Genomic DNA, 20,183 nt, shown 5'->3' with positions numbered 1-20,183 from the left:
GGAGACGGCCAAGGCCGTCGGTACTGCGTCGGTACTGCGTCGGTACTGTCTAGCGGCGTGACGAGGAAAGCAGCAGGCCGAACAGCACGCCCACGACGGCGCCCGCGCCCACGGCTTTCCACGGATTGTCCTGCACGTATTCGTCGGTGGCCTTGGCCGCCTTCTTGGTCCGTTCGAGCAAGTCTTCTTCCAGCTTGATCAAGTCTTTCTTGGCCGTTTCCAGGGTGGCGATGAACTTGTCCTTGACGGCTTTGACATTCTCGCCCGTCTGATCCTTGGCACCGTCGAGCCAGCCTTCCGCTTCATTGATGACGGTTTTCAGGTCGCCGACCAGTTTGTCGCGCGCCTTGTCGGCGTCGGCGAGGATGCTGTCGCTGCTGGATTTTCCGGTATGTATCGAGCTCATGTATTACCTCATGGAAGTGAAACTGCACAGTGAAATACCAGTGTAGGCAGCTGCGGCCAGGCTGTCTTGCGCCGCCTCAAGGGCTACCGCGGCGCAAGGATGATTGCTTAACGGAAAGCAAAGTCCAGAACCACGCCCGCAAACACCGCCGCTCCTAGCCAGTTATTATGCCGGAATGCCGCAAAACACGGCATACGCTCGCGTGCGCGGATCAAGGTGTAGTGGTAAACGGCGCAGCCGGCCGCCACCACCAGCCCCGCGACGAACCAGTAACGCAAGCCCAGATACCAGCCACATGCCAGCCACAGCAGCAGGAAAACGGCGTAGCAGAACATGACGATGGCCACGTCGTAGCGGCCAAAAGTGATGGCCGAGGTCTTGATGCCGATTTTTAAGTCGTCGTCGCGGTCGACCATCGCGTATTCCGTATCGTAGGCCACGGCCCAGAAGACATTGCCCAGCAGCAGCAGCCAGGCGACGACGGGCACGGCATCCGTGATGGCGGCAAAGCCCATGGGAATGCCGAAACCGAAGGCGATGCCCAGATACGCTTGCGGGATGGCAAAGAAACGCTTGAAGTAGGGATAGGTGCCGGCGATGATGACGGCGGCCACGGATAGCTGCTTGGTCAGCGCGTTGAGGGGCAGGATCAGGCAAAAGGCCAGCACGGTGAGCACGCCGGCCACGGCCAGCGCTTCCTTGCCGCTGATGCGTCCGCTGGTGATGGGGCGCTCGGCCGTGCGCTTGACGAATTTGTCGATATCCTGGTCAGCGTAGTCATTGATGGCGCAGCCCGCCGAGCGCATCAGGAAAGTGCCAAGAGTAAAGATGAGCAGCAGCCGCCAGTCCGGCACGCCCTGCTGCGCCAGCCACAGCGCGCACAGGGTAGGCCACAGCAGCAATACGGTACCGATAGGCTTGTCCAGCCGTATCAGGCGGAAATACAGCGCCAGCTTGTTCATGGAAGACTCGATCTTGTTGAAGAGAAAGGTCGATTATCGCAAATAGTACGTAAATGTACTATTTGACGCCTGGACGCTAGTCTTCGTCGTCACATAAAGGGGTGATGCCCGGCAAGTTGCAGCTGGCGATGGCCGCGCACAAGGCGTCGATGGCGGCCTTGCGCGTAAAACTCTTGCGCCACAGCATGACTACCCGGCGCGATGGCACGGGGGCGGCGAAGGGCCGGTATTCGAGCATGCCGTCGGTGGCGTGCATATTGGCGACGGAGGCGCGCGGCAAGACCGTCAGGCCGATGCCGCTGGCCACCATGTGGCGGATGGTTTCCAGTGAAGAACCTTCGAACGTGCGCTGCATGCCGTTGCCGGGCGAGGAAAAACGCGCCATTTCGGGGCACACTTCCAGCACCTGGTCGCGGAAGCAGTGGCCATTGCCCAGCAGCAGCATGGTTTCCGATTTCAAATCTTGCGCGGCGATTTTGTCACGCGCCGTCCATGGATGCTGGCGCGGCATGGCGACGACGAACGGTTCGTCATACAGTTCCTGCATGGCCATGCCGTGGTCGGGCAGGGGCAGGGCCATGATGGCCACGTCCAGTTCGCCCTGGCGCAGCAATTCGAGCAGCCGAACCGTGAAATTCTCCTGCAAGATCAAGGGCATCTGCGGCACCTGGTCTATCATGGCCTTGACCAGCGGCGGCAGCAGGTAGGGGCCGATCGTGTAGATCACGCCCAGGCGCAACGGGCCGGCCAGCGGGTCCTTGTTTTGCTTGGCGAGTTCCTTGATGGCGGCCGTCTGTTCCAGCACGCGCTCGGCTTGCGCGATGATCTGCGCGCCCAGGGGCGTGACGGAGATTTCCGCGCCGCCCCGTTCGAACAGGACCACGCCCAATTCGTCTTCGAGTTTCTTGATGGCCACTGACAGGGTGGGCTGGGCAACGAAGCAAGCTTCCGCGGCGTGGCCGAAGTGCTTCGCTCGCGCGACTGCAACGATATATTTCAGTTCAGTCAGTGTCATAGGTTGATTGAAACACAGGAAGTACTTACTTGCAATGAATGAAAGGTGGCGCAAACGTGAAACTGTGGCGCCGATGGCGTATTGTAGCGGATCGCCCCCTATAATGCGGGACCGGGCGGCGAAGGGAGACGGTGATGGAATTGCGGATGCAGGCGCTGGAAGCGGCAATCAATTACTGGCGTGCCAGGCAACCGGCGCGCGGCAATGAATATGCGCTGTCGCCGCCCGTCAGCCGCCTGGCCGGCGTGTATGCGCTGATGATTTACAACCGGCAAGATTGCATCGCCGAAGAGGGCCTGGAACCGGCCATTCTGGCCTTGATCGACGCCTGGCGCCGCGATGCCGGCGGCATCCAAGGCGATAGCCACGCCTGAGCGTGACCATAGCGTGACCCTATTTAACCCTACAAGAGATATTCATGCCTGACTTTGAAAACAAACTGTGTGGCCGCGACGAATTGCGCGCCCGCGCCGCGGCCCTGCCGAAACCGGTGGTGGTGACGAACGGCGTGTTCGACATTTTGCACCGCGGCCACGTAACGTATCTGGCGCAGGCGCGCGCACTGGGCGCCTCGCTGATCGTTGCCGTGAATACCGATGCTTCAGTGAAACGCCTGGGCAAGGGCGACGACCGTCCCCTGAACAACTGCGAAGACCGCATGGCCGTGCTGGCCGCGCTGGAAGCGGTGAGCTTGGTGGTGCCGTTTTCGGAAGACAGCGCCCTGGAAGTGGTGCAGGACATCGAACCGGAAATCTATGCCAAGGGCGGCGACTACGACATGGCGGCCATCCCCGAAGGCAAGGCCGTGCTCGCATATGGCGGCCAGGCCGTGGCCATCGATTTCGAGCATGACCGCTCGACCACCAAGCTGTTGACGAAAGTGCGGACGCAGCAAGGCTGAGGACTGTCGTCAATGTTTCCATACAGATAAAAAGACGTTACTATGAGAACTGCCAGGGCTGCGACTTCGTTTCGTCAGCCCCAGCACGTTACACCGTCTGAATGCATTGCTAGTCATAGAAAATAAATGGACCATAAAACTTCTGGGGATTGGCCACTGCCTTCCGGCGCCTGGCACGTGGATGACGAGGGCGCATGGAGCATGCAGCGCAGCGCGGACGGCCAGAACGTCTCGCCCTTGGTGAGCGATGCCGATATCGGCAAGCTGATGCTCGCGCGGCGCCTGCCCGCGGCGGCCGACGCACCCGTGCGGCAGTTCCCGCCCGAATTTGCGTTCGACCCCGCTTCGGGCGCGGCCTTGCAAGTGCCGCCCGACACGTCAATTAGCCCGCCGTGGGTGCCGCCCTACGGCGCCTATCCCGTCAGCGACGTGCCGCCGGCCGGCCCGTCCGGCTTGCGCCAGGCCAGCGTGCCCCTGAAACTGGCCGACCAGCGCGCGCGCGAAGAGCATGCGCAGGCCGATGCCTCGCTGCCCATGCCGCCGCCCGGCGAATACGAATTCTTTTCCGCGCAGTTCGGCACCAGCGCGCCCGCGCTGCTGGCGCTCGACCCGCGCAAGGCCGTCTTGCACGCCTGGCTGCCCGCCTCGAAACGCTGGCTGGCGCTGGATCCCGACTATGGCAGCCTGCTGGCCGAATCGGACCTGGCCCACGGCGCCTGGCGCGCCGAGCTGGTGCCGGAGTTCAATAGCGTGCTGGTCTTGCCGACCAGCCATGGTCTGGCTTGCATCCGCCCCGACGTGCCATCGCTGACCTACGTGGTCGAGCACGTGGGCGGCGCGCCGTGCGCGGCCGCGCCCGTCTGGTTCCAGAGCCGCCTGTGGGCGCCGCTGCGCGACGACGATGGCCGCCTCCGCTTCGTCAACCTTGATGCCGCGCAAAAGCCGGGCAGTGACGTGCTGCTCGACGGCCTGGTCGACCTGGGCACCGTCAGCGCGCCCGTCGCCTACAACCGCATGGCCGTGTGGCCTTGCGCCAACGGCCAGCTGCGCTTGCAGCTGCAGCCGGACGGCAACGTGGCCGCCTCGTTTACGCCCTGGCCCGAAGGCCTGGTGCCGCATTTCGAATTCGGCAGCCCCTACGTGTCGCGCGACGGCGGCCTGTGGCAGCTGTGCTTCGAGCGCAGCCGCGGCACCTATGTCTACGTGAAACTGGGCGCGCAGTCCGAACGTGCCGATGCGCTGGCGCCGCGCCTGTGTTCGGGCAGCTTCAATTACCGCTTTGCCACCAAGCTGAAAACGGCGCCGTGGGAAGAGCCGGAACATGGCGACGATGGCGGCAAGAACCAGGCCGTCATGCCGCTGCTGGAGTCAAGCGGTGGTAACAGCGTCTTTGGCGTGAAATTTGCCACCAGCGCCGGCCTGTCGAGCGTGCTGCGCTCGAACGAGCGCCTGGCGGCCCAGCTGGTGCAGGACGATGAATTGCGCGAAACCGTGTTTCATACCTTTGCCGTCGGCGAGCCGTGGCGGGTGCGCCTGTTTGTCCATAAAGGCACCTTGTGGGCGTATCACCCCTTGTTGTCGCGCATCGATGGCTGGGCCTTGCAGGCATGAAAGCGCGCGCCCTGATCGCGGCCGGCGCCGCCTTGCTCGCCTTCGCCACCGCCAGCGTGCAGGCGGCCGACATCCAGCAAGCGTTCCTCGTGCAAAACTCGGGCTGGATGGAGCCGTTTTATACGGATGAGCATTCGCAGCTGAAGGCCCTCGTGGGCGCCGTGGCGCAGGCTGCCACGAACCCGTCCGACAAGGTCTATACCTTGGCCTTCAGCCAGAGCAGCGGCGCGCACGTGTCGCCGTCGCTGCTGGGGCAAGGGCAGGGCGGCGCCGGCGTGGCGGGCCACTTGGCGAACTTGGGTCTGGCGCGCAAGAGCGCCGGCGGCGCGCTGGCCGACACGGATTTCCAGGAAGCCGTCACCAAGACCATCACGGGCCCGTTCCAGTCCGCCTCCGGCATCGTGTGGATATTTACCAATAACAAGAACAGCCCCAACAACGACAGCCAGACGGCCGAGCGTAACCGCGACTTTTACCGCTTGCTGCACCTGGAACCGTCGATCACCAAGACGGTGGTGTTTCCACTGCGCATGCCCGTGCAGGGCAAGCTGTACAGCGCCAAGGGCTTGATGGTGTATGCGCTCGCGTACGGCCAGCCGGCGTCCGAGGCTTTGACCCGCATCCTGGCCGAAGGGCGCTTGTCGCAAGTGCTGACGCGCCCGCCCGCGCGCCTGAAACCGGTGGACCAGGATGCCGTGCGCATCGTGCCCCAGTCCGTCAAGAACAGCGCCAATGTGCACGCCAGCCTGGGCCGCGACGGGCGCACCATCGTGCTCGACGTCGATGCGGCCAACCTGGTGCCGCAAGTGGTGCTGCAAGCGTCTCTGCAAAACATGTTTTTCCCGTACGTGATCGACAGCGCCAAAGTGCATGCCAGCCTGGCTGGCCAGAACGCACCGCTGCACGTTGCGCCAGATCAAATCCACCAGCTGCAGCCGGGCGCCAGCCAGTCCGTGCAGGTACAGTTCGCCCTGCCGATGGCGCAGATCCCGTCGCCGTGGTCGGCGCAGGCGATCGCCGCCATGGGCAAGCAAGTGATGCTGCCGATGCAGGCGCAAGTGGGTCTGTCGGAACAGCGGCTGGCGCTGGCGTCCAGTTTTGGCAAGGATTTGCAGGAACTGTTCCCGGGCGACCCGATCTCTGGCATGTTCACGCCGCCCGACAGCGTGCGCGCCTCGCAGGCAACGATCCCCTTGCTGGTGCGCATCCAGTATCCGCTGCTGCCCGTGCTGGTGATACTCGGCGGCGTGCTGGCGCTCGTGCTGGGCTTGCTGGCGCTGGGTTTGCTTGGCACGCGCGCCACGCGCTACAAGGTGATGGCCGACGGCGTGCAGCGGCAAGTGTTGTTGAAACCGTTCAAGAGCGTGCAGATCCGCGACGATGACGGCCGCGACATTGGCGAACTCAAGCGGGGCCTGGGCCAGCCGGCCGTCGTGCGCGTGGCTGAAGGCCATACCCTGAGCCTGGCCTGAACAATCACTCCCTAAAAATTCCTTCCATTCAACAGAGGCATACCATGGCGCAAGACACTCCAAAAGACAACACTGGTTTCACCCTGCCGGCACCGGCGTCCGCGCCGCCCGCGGCGGACGCACCGGCTGCAGGTGCCGCCACCACGGCCACCACCGAACCTGCGCCCGCGCTCGACCCTGCCAGCACGACCGATACCTCGTCGCGCGACACCCTGATCGGTGGCGTCGTGCTGTTGCTGCTGTTCATCGCCTTTTTCTTTGCCAAGAATGCCTACGCGAATGGCCTCGTGGCCAAGCGCGTGCCGCCGAACAAGGCCAATGCCTCGGGCTGGTGGCTGTTCATCTTCCTGGCCAGCTTGGCGACCGGTGTCGTGCTGGCTGCCGTGAACGCGCATAAATTCCTCGCGCCACTGTTCATGGGACCGCTGGTGCTGGTGGGCCTGGTCGCCCTGTTGCTGACTTTTACTTCCAGCCGCCGTTAAGCACACGCCGTAACACGCATCATCGAAGGAATCACCATGGCAGAGAACCTGAACCAAACCATCACCGGCGGCGCCAGCGAGCGCAAGCAGGACAAGATCATCGAACTGCGCCCGACCCTGTTCATCGGCATCGGCGGCACGGGCATGCAGGTGCTGATGCGCGTGCGCCGGCGCGTCCTCAACACCCTGTGGGGCGGCGCGGGCAACCGCACGCGCATCGAGGGCTTGGCCGACTTTCCCATCGCGCAATTCATCCATTTCGACCTCGACAATGGCGCCGTGATCGAAAGCGGCGAGTCGCAGGCGAAGGACTTGCAGTTCGACCAGGTGAAGTTCACGGATGATGACAAGGTGGTCGAATCGTTCGACATGGACAAGTACAGCCGCGATGAAGATTCTCTGGAGAAATATCCGCACATCAAGGAATGGCTGCCGTTGACGCCGCAGCGCATCCGCGAATTGCGTTTCGACATGAGCAGCGGCGCCGGCCAGATCCGCGCCGTGTCGCGCCTGTATTTCTTCGATAAATATGCCAAGATCCGCGACAAGATCCGCTTGAAGCTGAAAGCGTTGAAGGCGGGCCTGTCGCATGAGCGCCAGCTGGCCGAGCTGGGTTTGCGCATGGAAACGAACCGTTTCCGCATCGTCATCGTCGGTTCCGTGGCCGGCGGCACGGGTTCCGGTTCCTTCCTCGACATGGGCTTGCTGGCGCGCTGGCTGGCGCGCAGCGAAGTAGGCGCGGCCGACGTCGAGCTGATGCTGTTCTTGCCGACCGGCTACACCAAGGCCAACAAGGATCGGGTCGAGGCCAACGGCTATGCGGCGCTGATGGAGCTGGAATCGGCGATGATGGGCAACAAGGGCTATGTGGGCCGCTGGGATGCGTATGACCGTCCGGAACTGACGCGCGAGCCGTACAGCGAAGTCTACCTGATCGACTCGGGCAACCTGGCTCAGCAGCACACCAAGGATGTCAGCGACGTGTACCACATGGTGGCCGATTCGCTGTTCGAGGATTTCGCCTCGGCCGACTTCGCGCGCGCCAAGCGCTCGATCGCCGTCAACCAGGCGCAGCACAAGAACTCGCTGTACAACGCGCCCGTGCCGCAAGACCGCTTCGGCGACATGCGCCTGTATTTCTCGAAGCGCTTTTCCTCGTTTGGCATGGCTGTGCTCGATACGCGCCAGGAAGCGGCGCGCGACGAGCGGGCTCACCGCTGGGCCGGCGCCATGCTGCAAGCGTTCTTTGGCGTGGGCGGCACGGATGCGGGCGCCAACCGCGCCACGGATACGCAGCGCGATAATTTCCTGGCTGCCAATATGTTCCTGAAGGGCACGCCGTTCAGCGACTTCCCCGAGTTTTCCGACAAGAGCATCGAACTGAAACGTTCCAGCGGCGACTTCATCGATTTCCGCGTCGTCGACGAATTGCTGGAAGACCGCCACGGCCACTTGCTGGCCGGCGTGGAAAACCGGGTCAATACGCGCATCAACGATATCCGCACGGGCTTTGACCGCAGCGAATGGCCGGCGCAGGTGCGCGACGCCATGAAGCACCTGGAACGTGACGCCGTGCGCGACCAGGATTCCACGGCCGACACGACGGAAGACCGCATCAGCAAGCGCCGCCGCGAAGTGCTGGAAGACGTCAAGAAAGTCGTGCGCGACCAATTGTATGGCTACCTGGACAACAAGGAATTCGGCGGCCTGGAATACGTGTTGTCGCTGGTGGAACAGATCAAGGACCGCATCGAGGCGCCGGGCAGCGGCTTGACGGCGCAGATCGGCAACAATGCCGAGCGCTACCGCGAAATCAAGGAAGCCGTGCGCTCGCGCGAATACGAGCGCCTGTTGAACAACCTGGAGCAGACGCGCAGCACCTTCGGCTTCCTCAGCAATGGCGAAAAGCAGGCGGGCGTCGTGATGGACCATTTGCGCACGGAAATGGCGAATGCCCTGAAATTCCATTTGCGCGCCAAGGCGGCGGACGAGTCCGTCATCCTGCTGGGCGAACTGTCGCGCTGGCTGGGCAACCGGGTCGGCGTCGACGCACAGGGCCGCGCGCAGTGGAATGGCCTCGTGGGCGAGCTGCAAACGGGACGCGAAGGTGTGCTGGCCATGCTGGCGGAACTCAAAACGGCCAATACCATCCTGCAAAAGGACCTGGACAAGGAACACGCGACCCTGATCGTCATTCCCGTCACGGAAAAAGACATCGCGCTGCCGTCGGCGGCCACCTTGCGCCAGTGGGCCGATGAAGCGTTCAAGGACATGGGCGGCTCGAAAGCGCTGTTCCCCATGCTGGGCGAACCGGCGCAGCGGGGCTTGATCCTGGCCAAGGTCACGCGCATGGCGGAAAACATGATCGCCACGGCAGGCCTGACCGAAGGCGCGACGAGCACGCCCGACCCGCTGTTCGAAGCGCTGGAACAGATGGATGTGTCCGAACGCCTGGACCGCTTCCGCAAGCTGCTGGCCTGCTCCATGCCGTGGATCGACGCCAATATGGCCGGTGACTTCACTGTTGTGTCGGACCAGTTCAAGTGCGTGATCGGCGTGGCCAACGCGGCCGCCTTCAAGGCGAAGTTCGGCGCCGAACTCGAGTCGTGTGTGCCGACCCAAGTGGGCATCACGGTGAGCCAGCTGGAAATCGTCGAGACGGGCATCCGCGGGCGCGCCGTCTGCTATTGCGAGCTGGCTGGCGTGCCGATGACGGTGCTGCGCGGCCTGGAAGGCTGGCGTACCAGTTACCGCAAGGAAGGCGACAACGACAAGGCGCCGACCCACACGCACATCGATCCGACGCAATTTACGCATCCGATCGCGCCGAACACGGATGAAATGAAACGCCTGGCGGAAGATTTCGGCGAATTCCTGCAAGCGATCATGTTGGGCGTGCTGACGCGCCACACGGGCCGGGTCGTGCCGCCGGGCCAGTACCAGTTTGCCGTCGAACCGGGTGACTTGCGCCGCATCGGCAACGAACGGGCCATCCGCCAGAACGGCATGCCCGCTTCGTACGAGAAAAATATCGCCCTGCGCATCGAGGAAAAATTGACGGCGCTTGACGCCGTGCAGACAGCGGCCATGGCCGCGCTGGCAAAATACTATGAGCGCACCGTATATGCGCCCAAGCTGGTGGCGCAAGCCGACGGCTCACAACTGCCGTACGTCGGTTTTGGCAGCGCCATTTCCGCCGAAGTGGGCGCGCGCCTGCGCGAGTCGGCGCGCCGCAAGGGCATGGCCAGCGACGAGCTCGACCGCACGGTGCAAGCCTTGCTGGGCCGTTTGAAGGAGTGGGCGAACGTCATCGGCGACTCCGACAGCGACGCCTACGACTGGGAAGTGCGCGAGCCGGAAGCGGACGGGCAGCCGCGCTTAAAGTATGCGATCAAGGGGGAAATGCTGGAAGCGGGGCGTCTCGAGCAATTGCTGCGCCCGGCCGGCGCGGCCGCTGCCCCGGCGGCAGTGTTCGGCATGGCGCCGCCACCGCTGGGCGGCATGCCGCCGCCGCTGGTGGAATACCAGTATTTCCTGGGCATCAATGGCCAGCAGCAGGGACCGTTCACGGCCCAGCAGATCGTGCAGTACGTACAGGCGGGGCAGGTCGCACCAGGTACCACCAAGGTGTGGCGCGCCGGCTTGCCGGCCTGGGCCGATCTGGCCCAGTTCCCGGAACTGGCGCCCCTGTTCCTCAGCGCGCCGCCACCGTTGATGCCGCCGCCCCTGTGAACGCTGGAATGACGTTGGAATGAAGGATTAGTTTTGGATATCTGTAACAAATGCAAGACGGGCCTGTGGACCGTTGTCAGCCATTGCCCGTACTGCGGTCACGCGGTGGCGGGCGCTGCCAGGCCAGCTGCGGCCGTGCCGCCGCCGCTGCCTGTGCCAGCACCGGTGCCGCCGCCAGTAGCGCCCAAGCCGCCGCCTGTGCCGGTGGCGCCTGCGCCTGCGCCGAAAGCACCGCCGAAGCAGGCTACCGTGCCGCCGCCGGCGCCAGCGAAACAGGCCCAGCCGGCCCAGCCGAAAGCCGTGCCCAAGCCCGTGCCGGCAGCGCCACCGGCATCAACCGAACGGTCATCGCCGCCGCGCAAGTGGCTGCGCTGGCTCGGTGGCATCGCCGCGCTGGCCTTGGTGATCGTCTACATGAACGGCAAGCCGGGCGGCAAGAATGAGTCGGCCTGCAACGACGCCATCGACAGCGGTTTGAAACTGGTAGCGAACGGTAGCCTGGACGGCGCCCGGCAGAAGCTGGCGACGGCGAAGAATGTGTGTACGGGCAAGTCCAGCGCCAAGGCCGACGATTTGCAGGCGGCCATCGGCAAGGCCGGCGCCGCGTCCAGCGGTTGCCAGCGCGGCGTGCGTTCCATCGAGCGCGCCATCGACGGCCATCAATTGCAAAGCGCGGCCAAGGGCATCGCCGCGCTCGACGCCGATTGCGCGGGCGCATCGAGCGTCGACTCCTTGCGCAAGCAGCTGGCGCGCCAGCAGGCGGCAGCCGCGTCCGTGCTGGTCGGGGTGCGCCAGGCGCTCGATGGCAAGGATGCGACGGCAGCAAGAAATGGCATCGCCAGGCTGGAAGCGATCGACCGCGAAGCGGTGGAATTGCCGCAGTTGAAGGCCGACGTGCAGGCGTTGTCAGCGGTCGCGGAGCCTGCGCCGGCGCCCGTTTCAACGCCTGTGCCAGTGGCGACGTCGGCACAGCAGGAACCTGCGCCCGCGCGCGCGGTCGAACGTTCAGCGGTGGCCGAACGCCGTCCGCTGGAAACGTCGCCCGTCGATAGCGGCGCGGCCATGCGCAACGAAATGGCGCAATCGTTCTTGCGCGATGCCGAGCGCTCTTTGCTGGAAGGCAAGTTCGATGCGGCCAAGACGTATCTGGAAAGCGCGCGCCGCGTCGATCCGGGCAATGCGCGCATCGACAATCTGTCGCGCCGCATCCGCGAGCGCGAACGGCAAGTGCTGCAGACGGAAACAACGATCAATTAGCAATCCTGGGAGTCAACATGCTGAACCACACCACTGTGCGCGCGGCTGCCGCGCTGACCATCGCGGCCATGCTGGCCGGCTGCGCCACGGCGCCGATGAGCCCGAACGGCGTGCGCCAGGACGGTTCCTATCCGCAAGGTGGAAGCCAGGCGGCAACGGACGATGACCCGTGCAGCATGGGCGCGACGGCCGCGGCCGGCGCAGCCGTGGGGGCATTGCTGGGCGCGCTGGCGGGCGGCAAGAATGCTGCGCTGAAGGGCGCGGCCATCGGCGGGGGGCTGGCGGCGGCCGGTTGCCTGGCCATCAATGTCAATTCGCGCCAGACCAAGACGGCGGCGCAGGCGGACCGCGACTACATCCGCACGCGCGGCGCGCTGCCGCGCGAGCCGCAAGTGGTGTCGTACACGCCGCAGCTGAGCGCGTCGACCGTCAAGCGCGGCCAGCCGTTCAAGGTCAATTCCGTGGTGGAGCTGGTCAACGGCAGCGCGCAAAGCGTCACCGACGTGCGCGAAGAGCTGGTGGTGCTCGACCCGCAAGGCCAGCCATTCAAGTCCGGCTCGAAGGCCCTGGCCAGCAACAACAAGTCGGGCGGGCGCTTTGAAAACTCGTTCCAGCTGACCTTTCCGGAAGGCGTATCGCAAGGCGTGTATGGCGTCAGGACGAATCTGTACGTCAACGGCAAGCTGGCCGCCACGCGCGACCTGCGCACGCAGCTGGTGATGCTGGATGCGGATACGGGCGTTGACGCGCAGCTGGCGCTGCGCTGATCGCCGTATGCAAACGAGTAGGTCGGATTAGCGGGGTAAAGCCCCGCGTAATCCGACAACACCACTAACGCCAACAATGTTGTCGGATTACGGCCCCTTGGGCCTAATCCGACCTACGCGCCGCCGGCGTAGCCGTGCTGGCGCCAGGCCTCGTAGACGACCACGGCCACCGTATTCGATAAATTCAAACTGCGGTTGTCCGGGCGCATCGGCAGGCGGATGCGTTGCTCGGCGGGAAAACCGTCGCGCAGGGCCGGGTCCAGGCCTTTCGTTTCCGAGCCGAACACGAATACGTCGCCCGGCAGGAAGGCCACGTCGCCGAACGGGCGCGAGCCGCGCGTGGTCATGGCGAACATGCGGGCCGGGTCGGGCTGGGTGTCGGCCAGGAACGCGTCCCAGTTCTTGTGCACCTTCATCTTGGCGTAATCGTGGTAATCGAGGCCGGCGCGCTTCATCTTGGCATCGTCGAGCGGAAAGCCCAGCGGTTCGACCAGGTGCAGCTGCGCGCCCGTGTTCGCGCACAGGCGGATGACGTTGCCCGTATTGGGCGGGATTTCAGGTTCTACCAAAACTACGTGAAACAAAATGCTCTCCTCATATATATAACTAATTCAATGCGGCGGCGTGCGCGCCACCACCAGTATGCTGACCCTGGCTGCGCCTGCGCTCTTGCAGGCGGCCGCCAGGGCGTTGACGGTATGGCCGCTGCTCATCACGTCGTCGACGATGCCCACATGACACTCTTGCAATGACGGCGCGTGTTCCGGCGCGATGGCGAACGCGTGCGCCAGGTTGGCTTGCCGTTCCTGCGGCGCCACGCCGCTTTGCGCCCGGGTGTCGCGCACGCGCAGCGCCAGGCGGGGCTGTAAAGGGACGTCCAGCAGGCGCGCCAGCGGGCGGGCAATTTCCAGCGCCTGGTTAAAACCCCGCTCGGCCAACCGGGCCGGGCCCAGCGGCACGGGACATAGCAGTTGCGGCGCCTCCCACACTGGTTGTTGCTGAATGGCAACATGCAGCAGCTCTGCCAACAGGGGCGCCAGCGCCAGGCGCGCGCCGAATTTCAGTTGCAGCAGCAACTGGTCGACGGGCGCCGCATAATCAAATGCCGTGACGGTGGCGTCATACGCGGGCCTGTGGCGCAAACAGCGTCCGCACAGCGTTGCCACATCGTCGAGCGGATTGGCGCACTGGCGGCAGCGCGGCTGGATCTGTCCGAGGTATTGTGCGCGGCAGGGCGGGCACAGCACTTGCGGGCAGCCGATGCCGCACAGCGCGCACTGGGCCGGCAGCACCGTGGCACCCAGCCACTGGCGCAGCGCCTGCCAGGCGGCTTCAAGGCGGTGCCGGGTGGCCGTCCGCATCGCGATGGCGTCGTTCCATGTACACTGCCGACATTATCTCACCTCACCGGTTTCAACATGCCTGTTCCCGCCAATCCACCCAAAATGAGTGCGCCCATCGATGCGGTGCAAGTACGCGATTTCTTTTCCCGTCCGGCGCGCGTCGCGCCGTCGGACTTCCTGCGCCGCGAAGTGTCGGCACGCATGCACGAGCGCCTGGAGCTGGTGAAAATCACGCCGCACCGCGTGCTCGACGCCGGCTGCGGCCCGGGCGCGGACCTGGCGCAGTTGCAAAAGGATTATCCCGCTGCGCAGATTATCGGTCTCGATGCAGCGCAAGCGATGATGCAGGCGGCGCGCGCGCCCGCGTCGAAACTGGCCAGCCTGAACCAGTTTCTCAGTAAACTGCTGCCGGCCAAGGCGGGCGTGGATTTATTGTGCGGCGACCTGGGCGACTTGCCGCTGGCGCAGGGCAGCATCGACCTCGTGTGGTCGAATCTGGCGCTGCACTGGCACGCGCAACCCGACCGCGTGTTTGCCGAATGGCGGCGCGCTTTGCGCCTCGATGGCTTGCTGATGTTTTCCTGTTTCGGTCCCGACACCTTCCGCGAAGTGCGCGATGCCTTTGCCGAGGCCGATTTATATCCGCACGCCTTGCCCTTTGTCGACATGCACGACTTTGGCGACATGCTGGTCGAGACGGGTTTTTCCACGCCCGTGCTGGATATGGAAATCATTACGGTGACCTACGATACGGCGGAAAAACTGCTGGCGGACGTGCGCGCCTTTGGCGGCAACCCGCTGACCACGCGCCGGCGCGGCCTGATGGGCAAGGCGGCCTGGCAGCGCATGCTGGCCGCGCTGGAAAAAATGCGCCGTCCCGACGGCAAGCTGGGCCTGAGTTTCGAGGTGATCTATGGCCACGCCTTCCGTCCGGCGCCGCGCGTGACGCGCAATGGCGAGGCGATCATCCGCTTTGATTTGCCGCGCAAACCCAAATAAAAGGCTAAAGAAACCGACACTTGGTCGCCATCCGCGCGTTAATGTTGCAGCAAGCGTTGCAAAGCGCGCGGCGGCCAGCAGAAGGGCATGCACAAAGCCGATTATTGCTTGATGGATTCAAGTTTACTTGATTATAATCGTTGATTGTTTGTCAGCTTAATAAGTGTAAAAAACAAGGGCTGCATACAAAATAAAAAAAACAAAGCGAGACGAATTCGAAGTTACTGCATTAGTATAGTAACCATCTTCCACACGAGGCCATTTCGATGTGAGGAAGAAAAACAGGGTTCCAGCATGGTTGTCCGTCAGCGTTTTGGCGTCGGCAGCCAGCATGGAATTCGCTGGTGCTTGACGCACATGGCCGCATTCTGGCCGTGTTGCTTTCATGGAGGAGCGGCAGCGGTCCAGTACGGAGAAGTCCGCAGCCGTTTAAAATATCATTATTTTTTGGGTGGTTGGGGAAAACATGACACATGCAAAGCGACTTCAATCGTTGCTGCTCGGGCTGTCTTTGACAGCGTTTGGCATCGGGCGATGGGCCACGGCGGCACCGGCTGCCGGCACCTATCCCGGCACCGGCGGTCCCGTGCCGTTCGAAATGAATCTGCAACCGCCGGCGACACAGATCGCCCATGAAATCTACGATTTGCACACCCTGATGATGATCATCTGCCTGGTGATCTTCGTGGCCGTGTTCGGCGTCATGTTCTATTCCATCTTCAAGCACCGCAAGTCCCTGGGCCACAAGCCGGCCACTTTCCACGAAAGCACCACCGTCGAGATCGCCTGGACCGTCGTGCCTTTCCTGATCGTCATCGGCATGGCCCTGCCTGCCACGCGCACCGTCGTCGGCATGAAAGATACCTCGAACGCCGACATCACCATCAAGGCCACCGGCATGCAGTGGAAATGGGGCTATGACTACCTGAAAGGCGAGGGCGAAGGCATTTCCTTCCTTTCCAACCTGGCCACGCCGCGCTCGCAAGTGGGCGCGCCAGGCGTGCCGCCGACGGAAAAACGCGGCGAAAACTACTTGATCGAAGTCGACAACGAAGTCGTCGTGCCGGTCAACAAGAAGATCCGCGTGGTACTGACGGCCAACGACGTCATCCACGCCTGGTCCGTGCCCGCCTTCGGCGTCAAGCAGGATGCGATTCCCGGTTTCGTGCGCGACACCTGGTTCAAGGCTGACCATATCGGTACTTTCCGCGGCAATTGCGCCGAGCTGTGCGGCAAGGAACACGCCTTCATGCCCATCGTCGTCAAGGTCGTGTCAAACGAAGATTACAAGGCCTGGGTTGATGTAAAACAAAAGGAAATGGCGGCATTGGCTGATGATCCAAGCAAGGTGTGGACCATCGACGAATTGAAGGTCAAGGGCGAGAAAGTATATGCGGCCAACTGCGTGGTCTGCCACCAGGCGACCGGCAAGGGCGTGCCCGGTGCGTTCGCGCCGCTGGACGGTTCGGCCGTGGTGAACGGCCCGAAAGCGGAACAGATCCACGTCTTGCTGAACGGGCAAAAGAGCGGCAAGTATCCCGCTGAAATGCCAGCCTGGAAACAGCTGTCCGACACGGAAATTGCCGCAGTGATCACTTACACGCGCAATTCCTGGTCGAACAAGGCCGCAGAGAACATCGTTCAACCAGCCGAAATCGTGGCTGCACGCAAGTAATTAGGAGCCGTATATGAGTACTAGCACGAGCACTAGCACCTTGGATCACGCCGGTCACGATCACGACCATGCCCACGACCACCCGACTGGCTACCGCCGCTGGCTGTTTGCCACCAACCACAAGGATATCGGTACCTTGTACCTGTGGTTCTCGTTCATCATGCTGCTGTCGGGCGGCGTGCTGGCCCTGATGATCCGTACGGAACTGTTTCACCCAGGCTTGCAATTCTTTCACCCGGAATTTTTCAATCAACTGACCACCATGCACGGCCTGGTGATGGTGTTCGGCGCCATCATGCCGGCCTTCGTCGGCTACGCCAACTGGATGATCCCGCTGCAAGTGGGCGCGTCCGACATGGCCTTTGCCCGCATGAACAACTTCTCGTTCTGGCTGCTGCCACCGGCCGCGATCTTGCTGGCCACGTCCTTCCTCGTGCCGGGCGGCGCCACGGCTGCCGGCTGGACCCTGTATGCGCCGCTGTCGACGCAGATGGGCCCTGGCATGGACATGGCGATTTTTGCCATGCACCTGATGGGCGCCTCGTCCATCATGGGCTCGATCAACATCATCGTTACCATCCTGAACATGCGCGCGCCTGGCATGACCCTGATGAAAATGCCGATGTTCTGCTGGACCTGGCTCATTACCGCCTACCTGCTGATCGCCGTCATGCCCGTGCTGGCCGGCGCCATCACCATGACCCTGACGGACCGCCATTTCGGCACCTCCTTCTTTAACGCGGCAGGCGGCGGCGACCCCGTCATGTACCAGCACATCTTCTGGTTCTTCGGCCACCCCGAGGTCTACATCATGATTCTGCCGGCTTTCGGCATCGTCTCGCAGATCCTGCCCGCGTTTGCCCGCAAACCGCTGTTCGGCTATGCGTCGATGGTCTACGCTACCGCTTCCATCGCGATTCTGTCCTTCATCGTCTGGGCGCATCACATGTTTACCACCGGCATGCCGGTGACCAGCCAGCTGTTCTTCATGTACGCGACCATGCTGATCGCCGTGCCGACGGGCGTCAAAGTGTTCAACTGGATCGCCACGATGTGGAAGGGTTCCATGACGTTCGAGACGCCGATGCTGTTCTCGGTCGGCTTCATTTTTGTCTTTACCATGGGCGGCTTCACGGGCCTGATCCTGGCCGTCACGCCGATCGACATCCAGCTGCAGGATACCTATTATGTGGTGGCCCACTTCCACTACGTGCTGGTGGCCGGTTCGCTGTTCGCCCTGTTCGCCGGCTTCTATTACTGGTCGCCGAAATGGACGGGCCACATGTACAACGAGACGCGCGGCAAGATCCACTTCTGGCTGTCGCTGATCACCTTCAACGTGACCTTCTTCCCGATGCACTTCCTGGGCCTGGCCGGCATGCCGCGCCGCTACGCCGACTATCCGGCGCAGTTCACGGACTTCAACATGATCGCCTCGATCGGCGGCTTCGGTTTTGGCCTGATGCAGGTGTACTTCCTGTTCTTCGTGGTCTTGCCGACCATCCGCGGCGGCAAGGCTGCGCCAGCGAAACCATGGGAAGGCGCGGAAGGCCTGGAATGGACCGTGCCGAGCCCGGCGCCTTTCCACACGTTTGAAACGCCGCCGACAGTGAAATAATGGGTATCCCGGGCCGGCGTGTTGCGCGGCCCGTCTTGAATAAAGTGCCTGTCATGACCGAAGTGAAAACTGAGCGTAAAAAACCGAACAACCTGCGTACCGGGCTGATACTGGGGGCCCTGGCGGCCTTCTTCTTCCTGTCCGTGTTCGTCAAGCGCATGTGGCTCTGACGTGACGACGCCCCACCAACAGGAAACACGCGGCCTGAACCGCAAGATGCTGGGCAAGCTGCTCGTCATTGCCGTGCTGATGTTCGGCTTTGGCTATGCCCTGATTCCCGTCTACAAGCAGATTTGCGAAGTGATGGGCATTAACGTGCTGACGCAAAAAGATGGCACGGTAGCTTACGACAACAATACGCAGGTCGACACGACGCGCAGCATCACCGTCGAGTTCGACGGCAATGCGCAGGGGCCATGGCGCTTCCGCCCGACCGTGTCGAGCATGCAGGTGCATCCGGGCGAACTGGTGACCGTCATGTATGAAGTGGTCAACACGCAAAACCGCGTCGTCAACGCGCAAGCCATCCCCAGCTATGCGCCGCAGAGCGCCACGCCGCATTTCAAGAAGGTCGAGTGCTTCTGCTTCAAGCAGCAGACCTTGAAACCGAAGGAAGCGCGGCAGATGCCGGTGGTGTTTTTTCTCGATCCGGCCCTGCCGAAAGAGGTGAAAACCATCACCCTGTCGTACACGTTTTTCGAGATTGCCGGTCTGAGCCAGGCTCAGACGCCGGCCGTCCAATAGGAGAGTGGCATGGGCGAATCCAAGCAGCCTGAAAAAGCGTCGTTCCTGTATTCGCTGCGCGCCGTCGTGTGGTCATTCACGGGCTTGCGCCGCAAGAGCGATTTCGACACGGATTCGGCCAAGCTCAATCCCGTGCACATCGTCATCGCCGGCTTCCTGGTGGTGGCTTGCCTGATCGGCATCCTGATTTCAATTGTTAAATTCGTCGTTTTATAAATTATAAAAAACCACCCTATAAGTTTTTGAGGAGATGATGATGAGTTCCAACCACGCCGCCGTACCTTATTATTTTGTGCCCGGCCCGTCGCGCTGGCCCATGCTGGGCGGCGCCAGCCTGCTGCTGACCATGATCGGCGCCTCGGCCTGGGTCAACGACGTCTCCTGGGGCCCGTACCTGAACTACATCGGCCTGGCCGGCATCCTGCTGGTGCTGTATTTCTGGTTCGGCGACGCCATCAGCGAATCGGAGCAGGGCCTGTACAGCGAGCGCATCGACCACTCCTTCCGCTGGAGCATGAGCTGGTTCATCTTTTCGGAAGTCATGTTCTTCGCCGCCTTCTTCGGCGCCCTGTTCTATGCGCGCAGCATCTCGATGCCATGGCTGGCCGACCTCGACCATAAGGTGATCTGGCCTGATTTCGCCGCTCACTGGGGTAATACGGGCCCGGCCGGCACGGTGCAGGAATTCACCACCATGACGCCGTTCTGGATTCCGACCATCAATACGGCCTTGCTGCTGCTGTCCGGCGTCACGTTGACCATCTCGCACCACGCGCTGCGCGCCGGCCACCGCGGCATGACGGCCCTGTTCCTGTTTGCCACGATCTTGCTGGGCGCCATCTTCATGGGCTTCCAGGTCTACGAATACATGCACGCCTACAGCGAACTGAACTTGAAATTGACGTCCGGCATCTACGGCGCCACCTTCTTCATGCTGACGGGCTTCCACGGCTTCCACGTGACCCTGGGCGCCATCATGCTGTCCGTCATCCTGTACCGCGTGCTGAAAGGCCACTTTACCCCTGAACACCACTTCGGCTTCGAAGGCGCCGCCTGGTACTGGCACTTTGTCGACGTCGTCTGGCTGGGTCTGTACGTGGTCGTGTATTGGTTATAATGGCGGGGCAGGGCGCGCGCGGTTAGCGCTGGCGCCGGCACCATAAAAAAAGCCGTACCGGGAGATCCTGGGTACGGCTTTT

At 62.8% G+C, this 20,183-nt stretch carries 20 protein-coding genes; 15 read left to right on the top strand and 5 right to left on the bottom strand.

Features of this window, described 5'->3' with window-relative positions:
• Positions 1–49 precede the first annotated feature (49 nt).
• The 3 genes from KO539_RS22315 to KO539_RS22305 all read right to left on the bottom strand — a co-directional run bounded on the left by KO539_RS22315 (position 50) and on the right by KO539_RS22305 (position 2,383).
• Complete coding sequence (locus KO539_RS22315) at positions 50–406, bottom strand: DUF883 family protein (RefSeq protein WP_046683402.1); 357 nt, start codon at positions 404–406, stop codon at positions 50–52.
• 107 nt (positions 407–513) lie between these two features.
• The gene (gene ubiA, locus KO539_RS22310; RefSeq protein ID WP_035824713.1) at positions 514–1,368 is read right to left on the bottom strand and encodes a 4-hydroxybenzoate octaprenyltransferase; all 855 of its coding nucleotides are present in this window, start codon (positions 1,366–1,368) and stop codon (positions 514–516) included.
• A 76-nt stretch (positions 1,369–1,444) separates the two neighbouring features.
• Complete coding sequence (locus KO539_RS22305; protein WP_219311798.1) at positions 1,445–2,383, bottom strand: hydrogen peroxide-inducible genes activator; 939 nt, start codon at positions 2,381–2,383, stop codon at positions 1,445–1,447.
• A 134-nt stretch (positions 2,384–2,517) separates the two neighbouring features.
• On the opposite strand from KO539_RS22305, the gene KO539_RS22300 reads away from it, so the two are divergent.
• The 8 genes from KO539_RS22300 (at position 2,518) to KO539_RS22265 (ending at position 12,605) form a co-directional block, all read left to right on the top strand.
• A complete protein-coding gene (locus KO539_RS22300; protein ID WP_035824717.1) occupies positions 2,518–2,757 on the top strand; it encodes a DUF3717 domain-containing protein in 240 nt (79 codons plus the stop codon).
• A gap of 44 nt (positions 2,758–2,801) precedes the next feature.
• Positions 2,802–3,284: a D-glycero-beta-D-manno-heptose 1-phosphate adenylyltransferase gene (rfaE2, locus tag KO539_RS22295; RefSeq protein ID WP_035824719.1), complete on the top strand. Its 483-nt coding sequence runs from the start codon at positions 2,802–2,804 to the stop codon at positions 3,282–3,284.
• A gap of 126 nt (positions 3,285–3,410) precedes the next feature.
• Positions 3,411–4,895: a hypothetical protein gene (locus KO539_RS22290; RefSeq protein WP_219311796.1), complete on the top strand. Its 1,485-nt coding sequence runs from the start codon at positions 3,411–3,413 to the stop codon at positions 4,893–4,895.
• The gene (locus KO539_RS22285) at positions 4,892–6,367 is read left to right on the top strand and encodes a hypothetical protein (RefSeq protein ID WP_219311794.1); all 1,476 of its coding nucleotides are present in this window, start codon (positions 4,892–4,894) and stop codon (positions 6,365–6,367) included. Before KO539_RS22290 ends, KO539_RS22285 begins: the two co-directional genes overlap by 4 nt.
• 44 nt (positions 6,368–6,411) lie before the next feature.
• Positions 6,412–6,849 (top strand): hypothetical protein, encoded by a 438-nt coding sequence (locus tag KO539_RS22280; protein ID WP_219311792.1) that lies wholly within the window; start codon positions 6,412–6,414, stop codon positions 6,847–6,849.
• Positions 6,850–6,885: 36 nt separating this feature from the next.
• A complete protein-coding gene (locus tag KO539_RS22275) occupies positions 6,886–10,581 on the top strand; it encodes a tubulin-like doman-containing protein (RefSeq protein WP_219311790.1) in 3,696 nt (1,231 codons plus the stop codon).
• Between the two features lie 33 nt (positions 10,582–10,614).
• Positions 10,615–11,838 carry a hypothetical protein gene (locus KO539_RS22270; protein ID WP_219311789.1) on the top strand — a complete coding sequence of 408 codons (1,224 nt, stop codon included), beginning with the start codon at positions 10,615–10,617 and terminating at the stop codon, positions 11,836–11,838.
• A 17-nt stretch (positions 11,839–11,855) separates the two neighbouring features.
• Entirely contained in the window at positions 11,856–12,605 is a 750-nt protein-coding gene (locus KO539_RS22265) for a hypothetical protein (protein ID WP_219311787.1), read from the top strand.
• Between the two features lie 113 nt (positions 12,606–12,718).
• On the opposite strand, the gene trmL is transcribed toward KO539_RS22265, so the two are convergent.
• Positions 12,719–13,189 carry a tRNA (uridine(34)/cytosine(34)/5-carboxymethylaminomethyluridine(34)-2'-O)-methyltransferase TrmL gene (gene trmL / locus KO539_RS22260; protein ID WP_035824729.1) on the bottom strand — a complete coding sequence of 157 codons (471 nt, stop codon included), beginning with the start codon at positions 13,187–13,189 and terminating at the stop codon, positions 12,719–12,721.
• Positions 13,190–13,216: 27 nt separating this feature from the next.
• Positions 13,217–13,966, bottom strand: a complete 750-nt coding sequence (locus KO539_RS22255) for a ComF family protein (RefSeq protein ID WP_219311785.1) — start codon at positions 13,964–13,966, stop codon at positions 13,217–13,219.
• Between the two features lie 84 nt (positions 13,967–14,050).
• Between KO539_RS22255 and KO539_RS22250 the strand changes: the two genes are divergently transcribed.
• The 7 genes from KO539_RS22250 to KO539_RS22220 all read left to right on the top strand — a co-directional run bounded on the left by KO539_RS22250 (position 14,051) and on the right by KO539_RS22220 (position 20,101).
• Positions 14,051–14,947 carry a methyltransferase domain-containing protein gene (locus KO539_RS22250; RefSeq protein WP_099379734.1) on the top strand — a complete coding sequence of 299 codons (897 nt, stop codon included), beginning with the start codon at positions 14,051–14,053 and terminating at the stop codon, positions 14,945–14,947.
• A 466-nt stretch (positions 14,948–15,413) separates the two neighbouring features.
• Complete coding sequence (gene coxB / locus KO539_RS22245; RefSeq protein WP_035824734.1) at positions 15,414–16,622, top strand: cytochrome c oxidase subunit II; 1,209 nt, start codon at positions 15,414–15,416, stop codon at positions 16,620–16,622.
• Between the two features lie 13 nt (positions 16,623–16,635).
• The gene (ctaD, locus tag KO539_RS22240) at positions 16,636–18,240 is read left to right on the top strand and encodes a cytochrome c oxidase subunit I (RefSeq protein ID WP_034784874.1); all 1,605 of its coding nucleotides are present in this window, start codon (positions 16,636–16,638) and stop codon (positions 18,238–18,240) included.
• A 53-nt stretch (positions 18,241–18,293) separates the two neighbouring features.
• Positions 18,294–18,410 (top strand): cytochrome oxidase small assembly protein, encoded by a 117-nt coding sequence (locus KO539_RS22235; protein WP_216350353.1) that lies wholly within the window; start codon positions 18,294–18,296, stop codon positions 18,408–18,410.
• A 1-nt stretch (position 18,411) separates the two neighbouring features.
• On the top strand, positions 18,412–18,984 hold the full coding sequence (locus KO539_RS22230) for a cytochrome c oxidase assembly protein (RefSeq protein WP_099409817.1): 573 nt from the start codon (positions 18,412–18,414) through the stop codon (positions 18,982–18,984).
• Between the two features lie 9 nt (positions 18,985–18,993).
• Complete coding sequence (locus KO539_RS22225) at positions 18,994–19,200, top strand: DUF2970 domain-containing protein (RefSeq protein ID WP_034749002.1); 207 nt, start codon at positions 18,994–18,996, stop codon at positions 19,198–19,200.
• Positions 19,201–19,240: 40 nt separating this feature from the next.
• On the top strand, positions 19,241–20,101 hold the full coding sequence (locus tag KO539_RS22220; protein ID WP_099403386.1) for a cytochrome c oxidase subunit 3: 861 nt from the start codon (positions 19,241–19,243) through the stop codon (positions 20,099–20,101).
• Positions 20,102–20,183: the final 82 nt, after the last annotated feature.

It is taken from the genome of Janthinobacterium sp. NKUCC06_STL, from assembly GCF_019345455.1.
Lineage (GTDB): Bacteria > Pseudomonadota > Gammaproteobacteria > Burkholderiales > Burkholderiaceae_D > Janthinobacterium > Janthinobacterium rivuli.
Note: the sequence above shows the minus strand (reverse complement) of the source record. Positions and strands in the feature narration are given on the sequence as shown.

What these genes read in the sequence shown, in the direction of transcription:
- KO539_RS22315 (WP_046683402.1), bottom strand. Translation starts at nt 406, where the DNA reads ATGAGCTCGATACATACCGGAAAATCCAGCAGCGACAGCATCCTCGCC.
- ubiA (WP_035824713.1), bottom strand. Translation starts at nt 1,368, where the DNA reads ATGAACAAGCTGGCGCTGTATTTCCGCCTGATACGGCTGGACAAGCCT.
- KO539_RS22305 (WP_219311798.1), bottom strand. Translation starts at nt 2,383, where the DNA reads ATGACACTGACTGAACTGAAATATATCGTTGCAGTCGCGCGAGCGAAG.
- KO539_RS22300 (WP_035824717.1), top strand. Translation starts at nt 2,518, where the DNA reads ATGGAATTGCGGATGCAGGCGCTGGAAGCGGCAATCAATTACTGGCGT.
- rfaE2 (WP_035824719.1), top strand. Translation starts at nt 2,802, where the DNA reads ATGCCTGACTTTGAAAACAAACTGTGTGGCCGCGACGAATTGCGCGCC.
- KO539_RS22290 (WP_219311796.1), top strand. Translation starts at nt 3,411, where the DNA reads ATGGACCATAAAACTTCTGGGGATTGGCCACTGCCTTCCGGCGCCTGG.
- KO539_RS22285 (WP_219311794.1), top strand. Translation starts at nt 4,892, where the DNA reads ATGAAAGCGCGCGCCCTGATCGCGGCCGGCGCCGCCTTGCTCGCCTTC.
- KO539_RS22280 (WP_219311792.1), top strand. Translation starts at nt 6,412, where the DNA reads ATGGCGCAAGACACTCCAAAAGACAACACTGGTTTCACCCTGCCGGCA.
- KO539_RS22275 (WP_219311790.1), top strand. Translation starts at nt 6,886, where the DNA reads ATGGCAGAGAACCTGAACCAAACCATCACCGGCGGCGCCAGCGAGCGC.
- KO539_RS22265 (WP_219311787.1), top strand. Translation starts at nt 11,856, where the DNA reads ATGCTGAACCACACCACTGTGCGCGCGGCTGCCGCGCTGACCATCGCG.
- KO539_RS22255 (WP_219311785.1), bottom strand. Translation starts at nt 13,966, where the DNA reads ATGCGGACGGCCACCCGGCACCGCCTTGAAGCCGCCTGGCAGGCGCTG.
- KO539_RS22250 (WP_099379734.1), top strand. Translation starts at nt 14,051, where the DNA reads ATGAGTGCGCCCATCGATGCGGTGCAAGTACGCGATTTCTTTTCCCGT.
- coxB (WP_035824734.1), top strand. Translation starts at nt 15,414, where the DNA reads ATGACACATGCAAAGCGACTTCAATCGTTGCTGCTCGGGCTGTCTTTG.
- ctaD (WP_034784874.1), top strand. Translation starts at nt 16,636, where the DNA reads ATGAGTACTAGCACGAGCACTAGCACCTTGGATCACGCCGGTCACGAT.
- KO539_RS22235 (WP_216350353.1), top strand. Translation starts at nt 18,294, where the DNA reads ATGACCGAAGTGAAAACTGAGCGTAAAAAACCGAACAACCTGCGTACC.
- KO539_RS22225 (WP_034749002.1), top strand. Translation starts at nt 18,994, where the DNA reads ATGGGCGAATCCAAGCAGCCTGAAAAAGCGTCGTTCCTGTATTCGCTG.
- KO539_RS22220 (WP_099403386.1), top strand. Translation starts at nt 19,241, where the DNA reads ATGAGTTCCAACCACGCCGCCGTACCTTATTATTTTGTGCCCGGCCCG.